Source organism: Mesorhizobium sp. 01N446, from assembly GCF_056399285.1.
On record NZ_JBFTRA010000006.1, the window covers coordinates 62,975 to 81,773 of the forward strand.

Below are 18,799 nucleotides of genomic sequence, written 5' to 3' on the forward strand. Positions count from 1 at the left end.
TCCACTCCGAAGCCGTGCCGGCATCCCCTTTCAGGGGATGCCCTGGCTTTGTCGACAGCCCATTCATCAACGCAGGCCTTTGCGAGAGAGCTCCATCAGGGCCTTGGCGTCGGTCTGATGCACAAGGGCCTTGCCGGTATTGATATCGGCGGGCGCCAATCCGATGCGCTTGGCAAGGTCCGCCATGACCACGGGCATGAAGCCTTGCATGTAAGGCTGCTGGTCGACCTGCGACTGGATATAGCCGGATTCGAGTTCCTGAATGACCTGTGGAACCAGGTCGAAACCTGCCAGCAGGATCTTCCCGGCCGGTACGCCACGATCGCGCAAGACCCGGGCAGCGGCGGCGTCGTTGTTGACGGTGTCGAAATAACCCGTCATTTCGGGATGTGCGGTAAGCGCGGTCGCGAAGCGCTCGGCGGTCGTTGCCGGATCAATGCCGGCGTCGATGCGGATGATGTCGACCTTGCGTCCAGCATGTGAGGCCTTGTACTCGTTGAGAAAGGCCTCGACGCCCGCTGCCCGCTGTTCAGAGAAATTCGCCCCGGGGAGATTGACCCCAAGGATGAAGGTCAGCGGCCCGTCAGCCGGGAATTTGCTGGCAAGGTCCTGTGCCAGCGCATAGCCGGCGGACTTGAAGTCCTGTCCGACAAAGGCCTGGCGGGCATTGCCGGCGGCGCCTTCGGTATCGTCGACATTGGTGGCGATCACCACGATCCCGGCCGCGCGGGCGCGGGCAATGACGTCGTCATAGGCATGGTTGTCGATGATCGTCGTAATGATGGCGTCGGGTTTGCGCGAGATAGCGGTGTCCAGATTGGCCACATGATCGGGTATCGAACCGTCGGTCTGGGCGAACACCATCTGGCACTCGGCGCCGATCTTCTTGCAGGCATCCTCGAAACCGAGCTTCACCGCCTGAAAGAAGCTGTTCGTCGTCGCGCCATGAATGGCAAAAATGATCTTGGTGGCATCCTCGGCGGATGCTGGCACCGCCAGTCCGAAGGCCAGGGCGCTGGCAAGAGCCAGTCGATGCATAGCATGTTTCATAGATATCCTCCCGTGGATGTTAAAGTGATAGATTCTGAGCGGTTCGCCCTCCGTCGGCGAAGAGCGTCTGTCCGGTCACATAGCTGGCGGCATCGCTGAGCAGGTAGCTGATGCCCGCAGCCACTTCCGACGGATCGGCAACCCGCCCAAGCGGCGTACGCGCCAAGATGGCTTGCATGGCGTCCGGCCGATCGGTCATCAGGCGGTCGAGCATTGCGGTATGCACTGTGCCAGGCGCCATCGCGTTGACGCGGACGCCGTAACCGGCGAGTTCAACCGCAAGGACGCGCACCATTTGCGCGATCGCGCCTTTGGAGGTGGCGTAAGCCGTGTGCGTCGGCGTGGCGATCACGGCATTCACCGAGGAAAGCAGCACGACGGCATAGGAATCCGGTGCGGCGCGCGGCGCCCTCGCCCAAAGCCGGGCGCAAGCTTGTGCGAAGCGAAACGATCCAAGCACGTTGACATCAAGGATCTGCGCGAACTCTTCAGCGTCGAGTGCAAGGAAATCGTGGTGGCGATCGATGCCGGCCGAAGTCACCAGGCCGTCCGGTAGGCCGAAGGCATCTGTAGCGGCATCTAGAACGGCCTCGACGTCGGCCCCCTTGGTCACATCGCAGCGGCGGAAACGAACCGCCGGGCCGAATTCGGCCAGCGGCTCTGCCGGCGGCGGTGCGAGGTCAGCCATCGTCACTCGCGCGCCCTGGCCGGCCAAGAGACGGACCGTGGCAAGGCCGATGCCGCCGGCGCCGCCAGTCACGATATAGGATCGGCCCAAGAGGCTCATTGCACAGTTCCCTCGGTTTGGAGACCGGGCGAAGCGGCGGACGGCCCGAACCCGAAGAGATCCACGGCATTCTCGCGGAAGAGCTTCGCTGCCGTCCTTTCGTCGGGAGCCAGCCTCAGCGCCAGTTCGAGTAGCGCCCCATCATCCGGTGCCGGCCGGCCGTTCGGGTGCGGCCAGTTCGAAGCCCAGAGCACGCGCTCCGGAGCAGTGTCGATGATGATGCGCGCAAGATTGGCGACGTCGTCATAGTCCGGGCCGCCGCTGACCGAGGTTTCATAGAAACCGGAAATCTTGACCCAACTATTGCCTTTCTCGACCAGTCGCAGAAGCGCGAGAAAGGCGGCATCGTCGGGTGCGACGGGCGTGAGGAACTTGCCGACATGGTCGATGACCAGCGGGCACGGCAAAGCGGAAAGGACAGCCGCGCGCTTCGGCAGTTCGCGGCCGTCCAGCTGCAGATGAAGCTGCCAGCCACGATCGGCAAGCCGCCCACCAAGCCTGGGAAGTTCATTCCAGGAAAACACGCCACCGGGAAGCATGAAAGCACGAAGGCCTTTGACCCCTTGAGCCTCAAGGTCGTCCCAGAGCGCGTCGGACGCATCGGCCTTGGTTACGGCAATGCCGCGAGCGCACTCCACACCAAGCTCTGCCAGGGCGTCCAGCATCGCCTGATTGTCGGCGCCGTAAAGCATGGACTGCACGATCACCACCTTCGAGATCCCCAGGCGATGCATCAGCCGGCGATAATCGCCGACCGTTGCCTGCGGCACCACGAACGGGGTATCGCCGCTATGCGCGCCGGCCTTGTAGAAATGCATGTGCGCGTCGCAGATCCCGGCTGGCTGTATTGCGCCTAAACCGATGTTCATCGCAGTGCCTTTCCGCTCAACCGCCTGCGCAGATCCGGGCGCGCCAGAAATTGCTCGGAGAGTTCCATGCCAATGCCAGGCCGGTCGGACGCATGGATCCGGCCGTTTTCGATGCGCGGGATCTCATCGACGATCTCTGCATAGAAGCCCTGGGTATGGGCGCGGACCGTCTCGCAGATCAGGCCATTGGTGCTTGCGACGAGAAGATGGACATTGACGCCAAGCGTCACCGGCCCGGTGCAGTCGTGCGGCGCGATGCTGCGATCGTATGCGTCGGCCAGATGGGTAACGCGCTGCGCTTCCGACAAGCCGCCGATCCAGGCGACATCGAAATTTGCGACGTCGACGGCGCCACGCGAGAACACTTCGCGATACCAAGGCACGGTGCCGAAATTCTCGCTTCCCGCCACGCGTCCGCGCGCCTTGTCGCGGTAGCGGGCGATGTCGTCGAAATTCTGCATCCAGACCGGCTCTTCGTGCCAGTAGATGTCATGGTCGGCGAGCGCTTCGGCGATCTGCAGCGCCGCCGGCAGCCGCCAAAGGCCGTGATACTCGATCATGATGTCCATCTTGTCGCCGACGGCCTGCCGGATCTGCTCGATCGGCCAGATTGCCTTGCGCAATTCCTCCGTCGAAATCTCCTGGCCCCGGTTGCGCAACGCGAATGGATCGAACGGCCAGATCTTCATGGCCGTGATGCCTTGTGAAAGAAGCTCCTCGGCCAGGCGCGCCGGCTCAAAAACCTGAAGCAGCAGATCATCCAGCGGCTCGATGCTGGCGGGCGCTGGATCGTCGCGGCTGATCAGCTCGGTGTTGTAGCCATGTCGGATGCGGTTGTTGTACCGGCTGCCCGCGCAGGTATTGTAGATGCGCACGCTATCCTGGACGGCGCCGCCCAGGAGGCGGTAAAGGGGCTGTGCGTACATCTTGCCGAACAAATCCCAGAGCGCGAGATCGACGGCGGAATTGCCGCTGATCTCGACACTACGGCTGGGGAAGCCATTGAAGTGATTGCCCACGCGACGAGCCAGATCATGCGAGAGGGCGGTGCGTCGCGAAGCATCCTTGCCGATCAGTGCCGGTGCGCATGTCTCATGTAGATAGGCAATCACTGCCTCCGGATTGCGGAACGTCTCGCCAAGTCCGACCAACCCTTCATCCGTATAGAGCCGAACCCACACAAGGTTCCCAGCCTCCAGCATCTGGATGGTCTCAAGACCGATGATTTGCAATTGGCGTCCTCCGTCGACACGGAGGAAAAGGCACAAACTATCCAAATTAGTCAATATTAAAATTCTTGTCGCAGCAGAATATGTTTGTTAACTTATTGATATTATTTAGATATTTTTGTGTTGCTTTCCTGGGCCGAATTTACTAATATTTACAACTTACCGTCGAAATGGTGCCGCCCCATGGATTCTCCGCTCGTGACACATGCGACCGCCTCGCTGCGCGAGATGCTTTCGCTCCCAGCCTTTTCACAAGGCGGCCGCCTACCACCGGAGACCGAACTCGCCGAGCGGATTGGCATATCGAGGCCAGTGTTGCGCATGGCGCTGGATGTGCTGAAGAAGGAGGGAGCAATCGAGGCGCGGCGCGGCTCTGGTACCTTTGTCCTCAAGCCGCCGCCAACCGCCTTCTCCTATGGGCGTCCCGAGACATTGGGGGATCTCGAGGATTGTTTGCGCTTCCGGGCGATCATCGAAAGCGCCACAGCGGCCGACGCGACCCGCCGCGGCGATCCTGACCTGATCGCCAAAATCCGCCAGGCCGTGATCGCGATGGAAAACTGCCCGTCGCGCGACAGTGCAGTCGCCGAAACCGACATGGCCTTTCACCTCGCCGTGGCGCGGGCCACCGGAAGCCGCTACCCGGCAATGACGCTCGAGTTTCTGATGCCGCACATCTTAATGGGTTTGCAGATGGGACGGCAGTTGCGGGCGATTCCGCCTGACGTCACCTCCCGCCGCGTCGCGCAGGAACACAGGCTGATCCTGGAGGCGATCGAAGCTGGCGATGCCGCCCTCGCGGCCGAACGCATGGCCGCCCATCTCCGAGCCGGCATCGAGCGCATATTCGGCAAGCGAAGCTGGTAGCCCAGGGCGGCAGCGTTGCCACATTGACCTTCCGCCTGATGGCTAGTGGCGGCGAACCTTTAGCGATCGATCGAGGATTATGGCAAGGACGACTATCGAAAGACCGGCCTCCAGTCCCCACGGTATGTTTACAGGTGCGATCGCTCTCACAACGGGTTTGCCAAAAACCGTCGGCCCCCATCGACGCGCCCCGGATCGCTGATCCGGAGCCTCTGCCTTCGGTCAAATCCCTACTTAGATTCGCCTCTGACATTCGAGATCACGCCGTATTCTTCCATTGCTGGCGCGATCCTGGCGCCGAACGCCTTAATGTCTTCGATGAAGTCCGGAACAATGATCATGATCCCGTCCAGGTCGCCATCTCTCACAATGGAGCTAACACGGCGAGCCAGGGTTTCGTAAGAACCCGCCATTGTGCCCGGAAAAATGGCGCTTAGGTTTTTGCTCTGGCTGATGAACATTTGGGCGGCGTTATTCTGCTTTGCACTAACGTCAGCGCCATATTCCTCGAGTTGCTGCTCGAGTGCGACATGGTCGACGCCTTGGTTGTAGTATCGAACCTTTTCATTCGCATCTTCGTCAGTCTCCCCCGGAATGAGCGAAACCAAGCCATACGTCTTGAAATTCGTCTTCTGCAGGTCGTTCGCGATTGCCCTGGCTTGCCGCGCTCGCGCTAGCGACGCCTCGGTGTCGTCGGCCGCCATGAAGGCCGCATCGCAGTTCTGCACCGTGAATCGGAAGCCCCGTTCCGACTGTCCTGCGCATATGACGGTCGGAGGTGCCACCGGCTTGGGATACGACATGCAGTCGTCGGTCTGATAGTAGGCACCTTTGTGCGTCACCCGATCCTCGGTCCAAATGCGACGCACGAGCTGGATCCATTCCTCGCCAAGTTCGTAGCGTTGCGTGTGGTCGAGATCGCGCCAGAGGCCCATATGTCCAAGTGCCTTGGGATTTGATCCAGTAACCAGATTGAGACCAACTCGTCCGGGAGCAATCTGATCGAGCGTTGCTATCATCTTGGCGACGATCGCAGGCGGCCACATCATCATGTGGACGGTCGCCCAGATGTTGATGCGCGATGTCGCCTGGGCAAGCCCCGCCATGCAGGTGACCGACTCCAGCGAGTGCTGAAGATACTTCGTTTCACCGTCGAAGCCGCGCCAGCAGGCCATGCTCAGGGCGAAATCGAAATTCATACGCTCAGCCAGTTGGGTCACCCTCAAATTTGACTCGTAGGAACCCGATATTTTCGGCGAATTGCTCGACGCTATCCACCCGCCATTGGCAACGGGAATGAATACCCCTATCTCCACGGATCGGGGCTGTGCTGTGTGGGCGGGCATGAGAAGCTTCCTTTTTTCTGCTTTCGATGGAAAGTTGCTGACACCGCCACAAGTGTCGATACGCATTTCTCAACATCGACGTTGGGATTGATGGGACATTCCCGAGACGCGCAGGTTGTCGGACTGCACTCTTGTTCAGAGTTACCCCAACCGCAGGTGTCGGTTGGCGGGTGAGACAGTGTCCCAATGCAGTCTCAAACGCTCTTGCCCCGCCGATATTGAACAGGTGTCCGTGCCCGACAGCCAGACGATTGACTACCTGGATGCCGATCGAGAGCGCGTCTGCCAGCGTCGATCCCGCGCCGGCGTTGCCACTTGGCGATTCGTAGCCTCGAATCCGACGGCGAAAAGTACACAACGATCTCAGCGCTCGGATAGCCGGCTGATACCATTTCGTCCCAACCAGTCTCGGCTTAGTTGAATTGGCACGGATGGCTACCGCGGTCCGTACAGGATCCGATCATACGCGTTCGAGCGCGATCGCGATGCCCTGGCCGACGCCGATGCACATGGTGGCCAGCGCATAGCGGCCGCCGCGCTCGCGCAGTTCCAGCGCCGCCGTGCCGGCGATGCGCGCGCCCGACATGCCCAAGGGATGGCCAAGTGCAATGGCGCCGCCGTTCGGGTTGACGTGCTCCGCGTCCTCGACGATGCCGAGTTGGCGGAGCACGCCGATGCCTTGGGAGGCAAAAGCTTCGTTGAGCTCGATGACATCGAACTGTTTTGGGGTCAGGCCGAGCCGCGCGCATAGTTTTTGCGTCGCCGGCGCCGGGCCGATGCCCATGATGCGTGGCGCCACGCCAGCGGCAGCGCCACCGAGGATGCGGGCGACCGGCGTCAGGCCGTATTTCCTCACCGCCGCTTCCGAGGCGACGATCAGCGCCGCCGCGCCGTCATTGACGCCCGAGGCATTGCCGGCGGTGACGGTGCCGCCTTGCCGGAACGGCGTCGGCAGCTTCGCCAGCGACTCGACCGTCGTGCCCGCGCGGGGATGCTCGTCCTTCTCGACAATGACAGGATCGCCCTTGCGCTGCGGGATCGTCACCGGGGTGATCTCCTTCGCCAGCCGGCCATTGGCCTGTGCCGCGACCGCCTTGTCCTGGCTGCGCACGGCAAAGGCATCCTGATCGGCGCGCGACACGGAAAAATCCTCGGCGACGTTCTCACCGGTCTCCGGCATCGAATCGACGCCATACTGCTTCTTCATCAGTGGGTTGACGAAGCGCCAGCCGATGGTGGTGTCGTAAATCTCGGCATTGCGCGAAAACGCCGTGTCGGCTTTCGGCATGACGAAAGGGGCGCGGCTCATCGATTCGACGCCGCCTGCTATCATCAGCTCGGCTTCGCCGGATTTGATGGCGCGCGCGCCGATGATGACGGCATCCATGCCCGAGCCGCAGAGGCGGTTGACGGTCGAGCCGGAAACCTCCTTCGGCAGGCCGGCCAGCAGCAGGGACATGCGCGCCACATTGCGGTTGTCCTCGCCGGCCTGGTTGGCGCAGCCATAGACGACATCGTCGACCGCCTGCCAGTCGATACCGGGATTGCGTTCGACCAGCGCCCTCAGGGGTATGGCGCCGAGGTCGTCCGCGCGCACCGATGACAACGAGCCGCCGAAGCGGCCGATCGGCGTGCGGATGTAGTCGCAGATATAGGCCTCTACCACCGATCTTCTTCCTTCAATATCCTGATTTCGTTGCAGGTCACCTGCCTTGGCAAAATCGCGCCTATGCAATCCCTGCATGAAACATCGGCCCGCCTTTGTGCGCTGGGAATCCGTAGCCGTTGATCATTACGAGGTCGATGTCCGACGCGCGCGCAGCGATGCCGGTTGCACACAGCACCTTGCCTTCGTCAGCCATAGTTTTCAGCAGGCGTGAAACGATCTCCTCGGCCGTGAAATCGCGTGCCGCAATTCCTCTGGCGGCGCGCACTGCCGCAATTAACTTCGCAACTTCCGAGTCCACTCTGCGCACACCATTTGTGTAGTCGTACCATCCGCGCCCGCTCTTGCGGCCGAAACGGCCGGCTTCGCAGAGCCGATCAGCGATCTCAACGTACCGCTCACTCGGGTCGCGGCTAGCAGCCTGGCGCTTGCGTCGCGCCCAGGCGATCTCAAGACCTGCCATGTCATTGACGGCAAAGATGCCCATCGGGAAACCCCAGCCTTCCAGGGCAGCATCCACCTGATCCACGGCAGCGCCGTCCTCTACCATGACCTCCGCCTCACGGCGGTAGGCCGAATAGATCCGGTTGCCAATGAACCCCTCCGTCACGCCGCAGACGATCGGCAGCTTGCCGAGTTTTCTCGCGAAGGTCAGCACGGTGGCCAGGACCTCCGGTAAGGTTGCCCTGCAATCGACCACTTCGGCGAGCCGCATGATGTTGGCCGGCGAGAAGAAATGCATTCCGACCACACGCTTGGGCCGGGTAGTCGCGCCAGCGATCTCATCCGGGTTCAGGTAGCTGGTGTTGGTCGCCAGGATCGCGTCCGGCCGCACGATGCCGTCGAGATATCGAAACAGGTCCACCTTCACGGCAAGGTCATCAAACACCGCCTCAATGACGAGGTCCGCATCAGCAAGCGCATGCATGTCGGTAATGGCAGTCAGCCGGCAAAGAGCGTCGTCGAAGGCAACTCCCGACAGGCCGCTGGACTGCACTGTCTTTTGGAGTATTCTGGCGATGCGCCTTATGCCCTCATCCACTGCCGACCGCGTCCGATCGACGCCAACGACGCGATAGCCCGCGGCAAGCGCCGCCACCGCGATACCGGAGCCCATCAGGCCGAGTCCAACGATGCCGACTGTCTCCACTTTGAGCGGCTCCACGCCCTCGAGCTTGCTGACTTTGGCGGCCGCGCGCTCGGCGAAAAAGACGTGGCGAAGCGCCGCCGACTCGCGCGAATTCCGCAGGCGTTGGAAGGTGGCGCGCTCCTCGGCAAGGCCGTCTTCAAGCGAAAGGCCAGATGCTGCCTTGACGAGCCGAATTGCCTCGGCGGGCGCTGTCTGGCCGCGTGCCCGGGAGAGTACTTTGTTCGCGGCCAGGTCGATTGCCGCGGCGTCCTCCGGCGCGATCACCAGCGCGCCGGTGCGCTTGAGCGGCAGCCTTTTCATCTGATGCGCCAGAGCTATGGCGTCTGCCACCGGATTCTCGGAAATGCACTCGATCAGGCCAAGTTGAAGCGCCTCATCCGGTGCTACACTGCGTCCCGAAGCGATCATGTCTATCGCAGCGAGTATGCCGACGAGGCGTGGAAGTCGCTGGGTTCCACCGGCGCCAGGCACAATTCCCAAGTTTACTTCCGGCAGCCCCAGCTTCGACGTCTTCCCCGCCGTGCGGCCATGACAAGCCAGCGCGATCTCGCAACCACCGCCGAGCGCCGCACCATTGATTGCAGCGATCACCGGCTTGGCAAAGTTTTCAATACGATCCACCACTTCGATCAGGCTCGGGCGGGACGGCGTTTGACTGAATTCCTTGATGTCGGCGCCGCCCACGAAAACCTTGCCCGCCCCTGTCAAGACTACGGCCTTGATGCCTCTGGGTTGCGCCGCATAATCGAGCGCGGCAATCAGTCCGGCGCGTGCGTGGCTGGACATGGCATTAACCGGGGGATTGGCGATGGTGACGACCATGATGGCCTCTCGAACCTCACCCGATACGCTCGCGGAGAATTGCAGAGCCGTCACCGGCTTACTCCGGGACCACGGCAGTGGCCTGAATTTCCACCTTGGCGCGCTCCTCCATCAGTGCGACGACCTGGATTGCAGCCATGGCCGGGAAGCTACGCCCGATCACCTCGCGATAGGCGAGACCGACGTCGCGCAGGTTGTCGATGTATTCTTTCTTGTCGGTGAGGAACCAGGTCATCGACGTGATATGCTTCGGATCCGCGTCGCCCGCCTTCAGGACGGCGACGATGTTCTCCAGCGTTTGACGGACTTGGGCGACGAAGTCGTCGCTCTCGAATTGGCACTGTGCGTTCCATCCAATTTGGCCACCAACGAAGATTGTTCGCCCGCGCGCGGCGACGCCGTTGGCGTACCCGTTGGGTTTGGACCAGCCGTCTGGCTGCAAAATGTCATGCATCTGGTGTCTCCAAGCGAGTTTCGATCGAGGTTCGCGAGACCATCATGGTCGTCACCATCGCCAATTCCCGGTCAATGCCGGTGACCAGCCCATGGCGCCTGCTCACGGCTTGCCTGCAGGCGCGCCGGCGGTCGCGGCGCGTGCCAGATTGGCTTCGTATTGCTGGCGGCTCGAATAGTACTGCTTCGGCCAGATTTGGCCGGCATAGCCTATCTTGGCCGCCTCATGCATGACAAAGGAAGGATCCGCCAGATGCGGGCGCGCGACGGCGCACAGGTCGGCTCGCCCAGCCGCGATGATTGAGTTGGCGTGATCGGCCTCCGAAATGGCCCCGACCGCGATGGTCTGAACCTGGATCTCGTTGCGGATCTTGTCCGAGAACGGCGTCTGCCACAGGCGCCCGTACACCGGCTTCTCCTCTTTCACCACCTGGCCCGACGAACAGTCGATCAGGTCGGCGCCGGCTTCCTTGAACATTGCGGCGAAGATCGCGGCATCGTCCGGTGTATTACCGCCCTCGTGCCAGTCGGTGGTGGAAAGGCGCACTGAGATCGGCTTGTCGGCCGGCCAGACGGCGCGCAGGGCATTGAAGATTTCGAGCGGATAGCGGGCGCGGTTCTCGTGGCCGCCGCCATATTCGTCGCCGCGAATGTTGGTGAGCGGTGAAAGGAAGCTGGACAACAGATAGCCATGCGCGCAATGCAGTTCGAGAACATCGAAGGCGGCCTCGTCCGCCCATTTTGCCGCCCGCACGAAATCGGCCTTGATGCGATCCATGTCCTCGCGAATGGCAGCGCGAGGAACCGCCGAGTGCTTCAGATAGGGGATGGCCGAAGCCGAAATCAGCGGCCAACCGCCCTCCTCTACCGGCTGGTCGATACCCTCCCAGGCTAGCCTGGTGGCGCCTTTTCGGCCGGCATGGCCGAGCTGAATACCGATCTTGGCCGATGTGTCTTTGCGGACGAAGTCGACGATACGTCTGTAGCCATCTTTCTGCTCCTCGTTCCACAGCCCCAGGCACCCGGGCGTAATGCGCGCATCGGGTGAAACGCAGATCATTTCGGGGAAGACAAGCGCTGCGCCGCCCATCGCCCGCGAACCGAGATGGACGAGGTGGAAGTCGCTCGGCATGCCCTCCTTGGCCGAGTACATCGCCATCGGCGAGACCACGACCCGGTTTGCCAGCGTCACGCCACGCAATTGCAAAGGGGTGAACATGGGAGGGACTGGCCTGCCGTTCAGCTGCGCCGGCGCGCCAGCGCGCTCAGCAAACCAGTGTTCGTAGCCCTCCAACCAGTTCTTGTCGCGCAGCCGCAAATTCTCGTGGCTGATGCGTTGCGAGCGCGTCAGCATCGAATACATGAACTGCTCCGGCTCGAGCGTGTCGGCATACCGGGTGCCAACCACCTCGAACCATTCCATGGCGTTGCGCGCAGCATTCTGGATACGAGCGACGTCGATGCGACGGACCTCTTCATAGGCTGCAAGTACGGTTGGAATGTTCTTCGCATCGTGGCCAGCGATGTTGAACTGGTTGGTCAGTTCGATGGCGTCGTCGATGGCGAGCTTGGTGCCGGAGCCGATGGCGAAATGCGCAGTGTGGGCGCTGTCCCCCATCAAAACGACATGACTGTCGCCGTTAAAATGGCTCCACTTGCCGCAGATCAGCCGGCCGAAATTCAGCCAGGCCGAACCGCGCAAATGCCGCGCATTGGTCATCAGGCTGTGGCCTTCGAGCGTCTGCGCGAACAGCTTTTCACAAAAGGCGATCGACTGGTCCTGGTCCATCTCATCAATACCGTGCGCCTTGAACACGTCGTCGGTGGTCTCCACGATGAAAGTCGAGGTGGTGTCGTCGAAGCGGTAGATGTGCGCCTGGAACCAGCCATGCTCGGTGCGCTGGAAGTCGAAGGTGAAGGCATCGAAGCGCTTGTTTGTGCCAAGCCAGATAAAGCGGTTCGGCCGCATCAGCATGTCCGGCTTGAACACATCGGCGTATTTGTGGCGGATGCGCGAGTTGACGCCGTCGCAGGAGATGATGAGGTCGGCCTCTGGGAATTCCTCGTCGCCCATGACCTCGCGCTCGAATACCAGTTCGACGCCCAACTCGAGGCAGCGCTCTTGCAAGATGTTCAGCATCTTCTTGCGGGCAATGCCGACGAAGCCGTGACCGCTCGTACGGATCTTGCGGCCCTTGAAAACGAGCTCGATGTCATCCCAGTGATTGAACGCGTCCTCGATGGTGGCCGCCGTCTCCGGGTCCCATTTGCGCATGGACTGCATGGTGGCGTCGGAAAACACCACGCCCCAACCGAAAGTGTCGAAGGGACGGTTGCGCTCCACCACGGTGATGTGATGGGAGGGGTGCTCCTTCTTCATCAAGCCAGCGAAGTAGAGACCGGCCGGCCCGCCGCCGATACAAACAATACGCATGCCATTACCTCTTCCAGCCGGACTGCTGCGCCGGCAGCGGCAGTCATCGCGATGGCTGCGCCTGCTTCGAATAAGTCACAGGAGCCTGATGTCAGGCTCGGTCGTTGTCACGCAGCCGGAACCGCTGGACCTTCCCCGTCTGGGTCTTTGGGAGTGCGTCGATGAACCTTACCGAACGAGGATACTTGAAGGGCGCAATGGTAGCCTTCACATGATCTTGCAGTCGCTTGATCGTCAGTTCATCGCGAGCAACCCCCTCCACCAGCACGACATGCGCCTCGACAATTTGACCACGGTCAGCGTCAGGTGCGCTGACCACGGCGCATTCAGCAACGTCCGGATGGGTGATGAGTGCGGCCTCGACTTCGGGCCCGGCGATGTTGTAACCCGCGCTGACGATCATATCGTCCGAGCGTGCCGCGAAATGGAAGAAGCCGTCCTCGTCCTGGATGAATGTGTCCCCGGTAAGGTTCCAGCCGCTGCGCACATAGTTCCGCTGTCGCTGGTCGGCCATGTAACGACAGCCGGTCGGACCACGCACCGCTAGACGGCCAATAGTGCCGCGTGGCGCTTCGTTCATCTCCTCGTCTACGATGCGCGCCTCGTAGCCGCCCACAGGCTTGCCAGTAGACCCTGGTTTGCGATCGTCGAAGCGATTGGAGATGAAAATGTGCAGCATCTCTGTGGCACCGATGCCGTCGAGGATCGGCTTACCGGTTTTCTTTTCCCATTCTTCGAAGACCGGCGCCGGCAGCGTTTCGCCGGCCGAGACGGCCACGCGCAGCGAGGATAGATCGGCGCCTTCGTCCATCGCCCTCAACATTGCCCGGTAGGCGGTGGGCGCAGTGAAGGATACTGTCGCCTTATAAGCCTCGATGAGGGCAATCATGTTTGGCGGCGTCGCCTGTTCCAGCAGGGCCGCGGCTGCGCCGAAGCGTAGCGGGAAGATCGCCAGTCCGCCGAGACCGAAGGTAAAGGCAAGCGGCGGCGAGCCCACAAAGACATCGTCTGGTGTGACACCAAGAACCTCCTTCGCATATCCGTCGGCGATGATGAGTAGATCGCGGTGGAAATGCATCGTCGCTTTCGGCACGCCGGTGGTCCCGGAGGTGAAGCCAAGCAACGCGACATCGTCGCGCCCTGTCTGCGCAGCATCGAAGCGGACTGGTTTGTCGAGCGCTGAGCGATCGAGTTCGGCATCGTGATTGGCGGTGCCATCGAACCCAATCACTTTCTTGAGAAAACCGCTTTCCTTGGCGCAGGCCACCATCTCGTCCATCAGCCGTGTGTCGCAGAGGGCTATGCCGATCTCCGCTTTGTCGACGATCTGGGCGAGTTCGCCGGCGCGCAGCATTGGCATGGTGTTGACGACTACCGCGCCGGCTTTGGTGGCGGCCAACCAGCAAGCAACCATGGCCGGATTGTTTGCCGAGCGTATCAGCACCCGGTTGCCGGGCTTTAGCCCATACTCCTCGACCAAAGCGTGGGCGATACGGCTGGTCCAGTCGGATAGCTCTTTATAGGTGCGGCGTCGCCCGTGGCCGATCAATGCTGTGCGATCGCCGAACCCTCTCTCGACCATCCGATCGGTCAACTCCACGGCCGCATTCAGGTATTCCGGATACTGAAAGCCTTCGAGCTCGAGATCCGGCCATTCATCGTGTGGCGGCAGGTTGTCGCGCGCGAAGGTGTCGCTGTGTACTGACGGCCCAAGCATTCCTCGGCTCCCCGCGGTTGAAACTGAAATGTGTGATCTTGCAACCGCAGCCGCGCAGCCCAGCTCTGAGGCGTCGAGTGCGTGCTATTCCTACTGCATGTGTCGATAGGGCATGAGAAAGCGCCTCAATGCGGAATTGAACTCGCTCGCGCTGTCGATATTGCAGAGATGTCCCGCCCCTTGAAGCATGACGACTTCGCTGTCTTTGATGCCGCTCGAGAGAGCGTCCGTCTCCGCCTGGCCAATGACCCGGTCGTCTGTTCCAACGATGATCAATGTGGGGGCGACGATCCTTTGCAGAACCGCAAGGTAGTCTGTGTCCATCACCGCGATCAGTGCCTGCCGATAGGTAGCCACCGGAACCGATGCCGTCGAACGCCAAAGCTGGGCGCGCATCTCCTTGGTGGTGTTTCTCCCGGCAAGGGCTGTAACGACGCTGGTCGCGACGTCCTCCATCGTGGCTCCGCTATCAAGCGGCGCAAGCCTGATCGCTAGAAACTCCTCTGCTTCTTCTCTGTCGAGAACGACGCTTCCCGGCCCCGTACCCGCCAGCGTAAGTGTTGCGACTCGGTTCGGGTACCGATTGTAAAATTCCAGCGCAATATAACCGCCCATCGACAGGCCCACGATATGGGCCCTTGGAGCGTCTAGTTCGTCCAGGAGAGCGCAAAGGTCGTCAGCGCTCGCCTCGATCGAGAACGGCTGGTCGACTGACTTGCTGTCAAGATAGCCGCGGGCATCCCAGGCGACACAGAGAAACTCGTCCGACAGGTCTTCCAGTTGCGTAGACCAGTTGGATTTGTTGCCTCCGATGCCGTGCAAAAAGACGACGACAGGGCCGGCGCCAGAGCGGTCGAAGGCGATACACAACTCGCCGCGTTTGAAAAACTCGGTCAATTTACCGGATCCTTGTTGTCCACCACGGCGATCGCCTCGATCTCAAGCAGACACTCCGGGAGGATCAGGCCTGCGACCAAAACGCCGGTGCTTGCCGGACCGTTGGCGCCGAAATAGCTTTCCCTCACCCGCCAATATTCCTTGGCCAGGCTCTCATCGAGATGTCCGCTGAAATAGGTTGTCAGCTTCACCACATCGCTCATTCCCGCGCCGAGCCGTGCCAGGACCTCTTGAATGTTCTGAAAACATCTGTCGGCCTGCGCCGCCAGGTCATCCTTGCCAACCAGGTTGCCTTCAGGATCAAGCGCGATCTGGCCCGCCACGAAGATCAAATTCCCGACCTTGACCGCAGGGGCTATGGGGTCCTGCTGTTCCCAGGACCATAGCTTCGGAGCTTGAACATGGTGGTGTCTGGACGGCGCATTCATTGGGTTATCCTCGTGTCACAAGGCGGGGGTGCGTTGCATGGCCGGCGCCGAACAATGGGGAAGAGCATCGAGTTCCTTTGGCCTTGGCAGAGCTATCCGCACGACGATCAAAGGCCACCGCGGTCGACGTCGCCCGACCTTCCGAAGGCGCCGTCCAGAATCAATGACCGGGCAGGATTTCGGCCACTGGGGCGCTCTTTGCCCTGTAATTTCTCCGGCAGTTGGCTTGGATCCCCTTGCCTGCCTACCGCAACAATGACCTCAACCTTCATGTTGCTGGCGATCCCGAGAACGGCGGGCGCCCTTGCGACATCAAAGCCGGTCATTGCGTGGCACGACAGCCCCATGGCCGTCGCCTGCAATGCGAAACAGGCCCACGCCGCACCTGTATCGAAACTATGGCTTTCGCATCGCGTGCGGCCGCCCGAATTGTCTTCCAGGTCCAGCAAGGAGATGAACGCCACCAATGCCGACGAGTCGCCGGCCCATGCGCGATTGAATGGAAGCAGCAAGCCGAGGAGGTCTTCCCACCCGGCTCTGTTCCGATAGGCCGGGAGAAACCGCCAGGGCTGCATATTGAAGGCCGACGGCGCCCAGCGCGCGCCTTCGATGAGCGTCTCCATATCGAGTTCCGCCAGGTCACTACGGTCGAAGGCTCTTGGCGACCAGCGAGCGAGCAACAGCGAATGGACGGGATGAGATGACTGGCGTCCTGACATTGGCGAGACTAGCCGGCCGCTTGCTGCGCTTTTCGCAGTGGGATAACTGCTGTCGAACTGCTGACCGCCGTCGAACCGCTGCTGGTATGCAGGGCAAAATCGAACACCTGCGTGGCCATTCTCGATAGGCTGGCATCGACGCCGGCGTCGCTTGTCGCGCCGGCCGCGAATTTCGTCACGGAACTGTTTATCGCCATTCCCAGCGGCGTCGGCCAACCGCGAAGCGCATGCACCATCGTCCGCAGCGAAGCGAGCGCGCTGACGGCCGCCTGCCAACCGTGAGCAGTGGCGATTGCGCCGACAGGCAATCCATCGAAATAGGGGCGATCGTCCTTGGACGTTTCCTCCAGGTAATCGATGGCGTTTTTCATCAGTCCGGACACGGACCCATGATATCCCGGCGATGCGAGAACGATGCCATCAGCTTCGCGGACCGCGCTGAGCAACTTCCGGGCGCCTGCGCCGCATTGGCCCGACTGATAGTGCGGCAGCTCAGTCAACTCCGCTGAGCCGAAACACACGGTACGGGCGCCCATGTCTTCAATTTTTCCCAGGACCGAGCGGAGTGCCTGCTCAGTGGACGACATAGGTGCAAAGGTGCCGCCTATGCCAACAATCAAAAGCCGAGAATTCGCCAAATCAACCTCCATCTGAACAACAGCGAGACGTTGCTAGATCGCTCCTCCGCTCGCATGCCTTAATAGTACGCCGGCAAGATGACTCTGCGCCGAAGAACTGTCGATGCAATCATCTCCAAGTGATTGTTGGCAAAACTAGAACTAGGCAACGCCTTGTCTTGGCAACAGCAGCCAGACCGCTGGCCGAAGCGCGTTTGGTCTGCGTCACGCGCTCATTCGCTTCCAGCGTGGCGCAGCAAGCTTGATCAACGTTGGCTGTTAGATGTTGCCGACAGGATCAAGCGGTCGGCTACTATTTATTCGGCCGACGTCACGGTCTCGTCGGCTTCGAAGCCTAGCACACCACGGGCGCGCAATCCGTCGCTATGCTACAGCTCGAATATTGGACTTCAAACCAAACTCTTGCATCAGCGGCACGATCTGCTCGCCAAAGGTCTTCAAATCATTGATGAAATCGGGAACGATTATCATGACTCCATCCAGTTGACCTTCGCTTATGGTCGCGCTGAGACGACGCGCTAGCGTTTCAGGAGAGCCAGTCATCGTACCCGGGAATATTGCGCTAAGCTCGTTGCCCTGATCAATAAACAGCCGCGCGGCACTGTTTACTTTTGCACTGACATCCGAGGCGTATTCGTCACGCTGTTGCAACAATGCGACGCGATCACCACCCTCATTGTAGAACCTGACCTTCTCTTCCGCCTCACGGTCGGTCGCCCCTGGAATCAGAGAAACCAAGCCATATGTTTTGAAGTCAGGTTTCCGCAGCTCTTGTGCGATTTCCTTGGCCCGGCGTGCCCGCGAAATCGACTTCTCGTTGTCATCGGCCGTCATGAATGCGGCATCGCAATTCTCCACGGTGAAGCGGAAGCCGCGCTCGGACATCCCCGCACAGACCACCGTTGGCGGGATGATCGGTTTTGGGTAAGACATGCAGTCATCGGTTTCGTAATATGCACCCTTGTGCGTTACGCGGTCTTCCGCCCATAGGCGGCGCACGAGTTGGATCCATTCTTCGCCGAGTTCGTAGCGTTGCGAATGATCGAGATCACGCCACAACCCCATATGGCTGAGTGCCTTGGGATTGGAACCGGTCACAAGGTTCAGCCCGACCCGCTTTGGCGCAATCTGATCTAGAGTGGCAATCATTTTGGCCACAATCGCGGGAGGCCAGATCATCATATGGACGGTCGCCCATATCCTGATCCGAGATGTTGCCTGGGCAAGGCCGGCCATGGCAGTCACCGACTCGAGCGAGACCTGCGAGAACCTGGTTTCGCCATCATAACCTCGCCATGTGGATGGAGTCAGGGCAAAGTCGAATCCCATTTGCTCGGCGAGCAGGGTTATCTCCAGAATGGATTTGTACGTTCCAGGTATTTCTGGGGAATTTTGCGAAGCAATCCAACCGCCATTGTGATTTGGGACGAATACGCCAATATCCACTGGCCGCGTTTTCGCTACTGAAGGTGACATGTATGCTCCGAATTCTTAGCGAATATTTGGCTCGCTATTTCCCCTGGTTGCGGAATTCTGCGACGCAAATAAAACCGCATCAATCAGATATTGCCAAAGCCAACTTGGGGATTGTTGAAACATTCCCTCGTCGTACCGCCACCTGGCAGCCATCGTCGATCAGGCTTTTCCACGTGGCCGGTCGCTGCGGATAGGGGCCGCCTTCCACGGCTTCGGTGGTTGGCTGCAGACCTGCCGAATACTGTCGATCG

At 60.7% G+C, this 18,799-nt stretch carries 16 protein-coding genes; 1 reads left to right on the forward strand and 15 read right to left on the reverse strand.

Annotation, left to right across the window (positions count from 1 at the left end):
- Positions 1-66: 66 nt before the first annotated feature.
- From AC1DPX_RS21950 to AC1DPX_RS21965, 4 genes are read right to left on the reverse strand one after another with little or no spacing between them, the layout of a single operon-like run.
- Positions 67-1,050 carry a substrate-binding domain-containing protein gene (locus tag AC1DPX_RS21950; protein WP_477239556.1) on the reverse strand — a complete coding sequence of 328 codons (984 nt, stop codon included), beginning with the start codon at positions 1,048-1,050 and terminating at the stop codon, positions 67-69.
- Between the two features lie 19 nt (positions 1,051-1,069).
- Positions 1,070-1,837, reverse strand: a complete 768-nt coding sequence (locus AC1DPX_RS21955; RefSeq protein WP_477239558.1) for an SDR family NAD(P)-dependent oxidoreductase — start codon at positions 1,835-1,837, stop codon at positions 1,070-1,072.
- Positions 1,834-2,655 carry an amidohydrolase family protein gene (locus tag AC1DPX_RS21960; RefSeq protein ID WP_477239560.1) on the reverse strand — a complete coding sequence of 274 codons (822 nt, stop codon included), beginning with the start codon at positions 2,653-2,655 and terminating at the stop codon, positions 1,834-1,836. Before AC1DPX_RS21960 ends, AC1DPX_RS21955 begins: the two co-directional genes overlap by 4 nt.
- Positions 2,656-2,702: 47 nt before the next feature.
- Positions 2,703-3,938, reverse strand: a complete 1,236-nt coding sequence (locus AC1DPX_RS21965) for a mandelate racemase/muconate lactonizing enzyme family protein (protein WP_477239562.1) — start codon at positions 3,936-3,938, stop codon at positions 2,703-2,705.
- Between the two features lie 120 nt (positions 3,939-4,058).
- Between AC1DPX_RS21965 and AC1DPX_RS21970 the strand changes: the two genes are divergently transcribed.
- On the forward strand, positions 4,059-4,802 hold the full coding sequence (locus AC1DPX_RS21970) for a FadR/GntR family transcriptional regulator (protein WP_477239564.1): 744 nt from the start codon (positions 4,059-4,061) through the stop codon (positions 4,800-4,802).
- Positions 4,803-5,032: 230 nt separating this feature from the next.
- On the opposite strand, the gene AC1DPX_RS21975 is transcribed toward AC1DPX_RS21970, so the two are convergent.
- The 11 genes from AC1DPX_RS21975 to AC1DPX_RS22025 form a co-directional block, all read right to left on the reverse strand.
- Positions 5,033-6,214: an LLM class flavin-dependent oxidoreductase gene (locus tag AC1DPX_RS21975; protein WP_477239565.1), complete on the reverse strand. Its 1,182-nt coding sequence runs from the start codon at positions 6,212-6,214 to the stop codon at positions 5,033-5,035.
- A 394-nt stretch (positions 6,215-6,608) separates the two neighbouring features.
- On the reverse strand, positions 6,609-7,814 hold the full coding sequence (gene pcaF, locus AC1DPX_RS21980; RefSeq protein ID WP_477239566.1) for a 3-oxoadipyl-CoA thiolase: 1,206 nt from the start codon (positions 7,812-7,814) through the stop codon (positions 6,609-6,611).
- A 61-nt stretch (positions 7,815-7,875) separates the two neighbouring features.
- Positions 7,876-9,786 (reverse strand): 3-hydroxyacyl-CoA dehydrogenase NAD-binding domain-containing protein, encoded by a 1,911-nt coding sequence (locus tag AC1DPX_RS21985; protein ID WP_477239567.1) that lies wholly within the window; start codon positions 9,784-9,786, stop codon positions 7,876-7,878.
- A 58-nt stretch (positions 9,787-9,844) separates the two neighbouring features.
- Entirely contained in the window at positions 9,845-10,240 is a 396-nt protein-coding gene (locus AC1DPX_RS21990) for a RidA family protein (RefSeq protein ID WP_477239568.1), read from the reverse strand.
- Between the two features lie 102 nt (positions 10,241-10,342).
- On the reverse strand, positions 10,343-12,673 hold the full coding sequence (locus AC1DPX_RS21995) for a bifunctional salicylyl-CoA 5-hydroxylase/oxidoreductase (protein WP_477239569.1): 2,331 nt from the start codon (positions 12,671-12,673) through the stop codon (positions 10,343-10,345).
- Between the two features lie 91 nt (positions 12,674-12,764).
- Entirely contained in the window at positions 12,765-14,390 is a 1,626-nt protein-coding gene (locus AC1DPX_RS22000) for an AMP-binding protein (RefSeq protein ID WP_477239570.1), read from the reverse strand.
- A gap of 90 nt (positions 14,391-14,480) precedes the next feature.
- Positions 14,481-15,287 carry an alpha/beta fold hydrolase gene (locus tag AC1DPX_RS22005; RefSeq protein WP_477239571.1) on the reverse strand — a complete coding sequence of 269 codons (807 nt, stop codon included), beginning with the start codon at positions 15,285-15,287 and terminating at the stop codon, positions 14,481-14,483.
- A complete protein-coding gene (locus AC1DPX_RS22010; RefSeq protein ID WP_477239572.1) occupies positions 15,284-15,715 on the reverse strand; it encodes a RidA family protein in 432 nt (143 codons plus the stop codon). Before AC1DPX_RS22010 ends, AC1DPX_RS22005 begins: the two co-directional genes overlap by 4 nt.
- A 107-nt stretch (positions 15,716-15,822) precedes the next feature.
- On the reverse strand, positions 15,823-16,434 hold the full coding sequence (locus AC1DPX_RS22015) for a nitroreductase family protein (protein WP_477239573.1): 612 nt from the start codon (positions 16,432-16,434) through the stop codon (positions 15,823-15,825).
- Between the two features lie 8 nt (positions 16,435-16,442).
- Positions 16,443-17,072: an NADPH-dependent FMN reductase gene (locus AC1DPX_RS22020; protein WP_477239574.1), complete on the reverse strand. Its 630-nt coding sequence runs from the start codon at positions 17,070-17,072 to the stop codon at positions 16,443-16,445.
- Positions 17,073-17,435: 363 nt separating this feature from the next.
- Positions 17,436-18,548, reverse strand: coding sequence for an LLM class flavin-dependent oxidoreductase (locus AC1DPX_RS22025; RefSeq protein ID WP_477239575.1), 1,113 nt, complete (start codon positions 18,546-18,548; stop codon positions 17,436-17,438).
- Positions 18,549-18,799: the final 251 nt, after the last annotated feature.

Excerpts from the sequence above, each read along its gene's own strand:
- AC1DPX_RS21950 (WP_477239556.1), bottom strand. The coding sequence starts at position 1,050 with ATGAAACATGCTATGCATCGACTGGCTCTTGCCAGCGCCCTGGCCTTC.
- AC1DPX_RS21955 (WP_477239558.1), bottom strand. The coding sequence starts at position 1,837 with ATGAGCCTCTTGGGCCGATCCTATATCGTGACTGGCGGCGCCGGCGGC.
- AC1DPX_RS21960 (WP_477239560.1), bottom strand. The coding sequence starts at position 2,655 with ATGCATTTCTACAAGGCCGGCGCGCATAGCGGCGATACCCCGTTCGTG.
- AC1DPX_RS21975 (WP_477239565.1), bottom strand. The coding sequence starts at position 6,214 with ATGCGTATCGACACTTGTGGCGGTGTCAGCAACTTTCCATCGAAAGCA.
- AC1DPX_RS21985 (WP_477239567.1), bottom strand. The coding sequence starts at position 9,786 with ATGGTCGTCACCATCGCCAATCCCCCGGTTAATGCCATGTCCAGCCAC.
- AC1DPX_RS21990 (WP_477239568.1), bottom strand. The coding sequence starts at position 10,240 with ATGCATGACATTTTGCAGCCAGACGGCTGGTCCAAACCCAACGGGTAC.
- AC1DPX_RS21995 (WP_477239569.1), bottom strand. The coding sequence starts at position 12,673 with ATGCGTATTGTTTGTATCGGCGGCGGGCCGGCCGGTCTCTACTTCGCT.
- AC1DPX_RS22000 (WP_477239570.1), bottom strand. The coding sequence starts at position 14,390 with ATGCTTGGGCCGTCAGTACACAGCGACACCTTCGCGCGCGACAACCTG.
- AC1DPX_RS22010 (WP_477239572.1), bottom strand. The coding sequence starts at position 15,715 with ATGAATGCGCCGTCCAGACACCACCATGTTCAAGCTCCGAAGCTATGG.
- AC1DPX_RS22015 (WP_477239573.1), bottom strand. The coding sequence starts at position 16,434 with ATGTCAGGACGCCAGTCATCTCATCCCGTCCATTCGCTGTTGCTCGCT.
- AC1DPX_RS22025 (WP_477239575.1), bottom strand. The coding sequence starts at position 18,548 with ATGTCACCTTCAGTAGCGAAAACGCGGCCAGTGGATATTGGCGTATTC.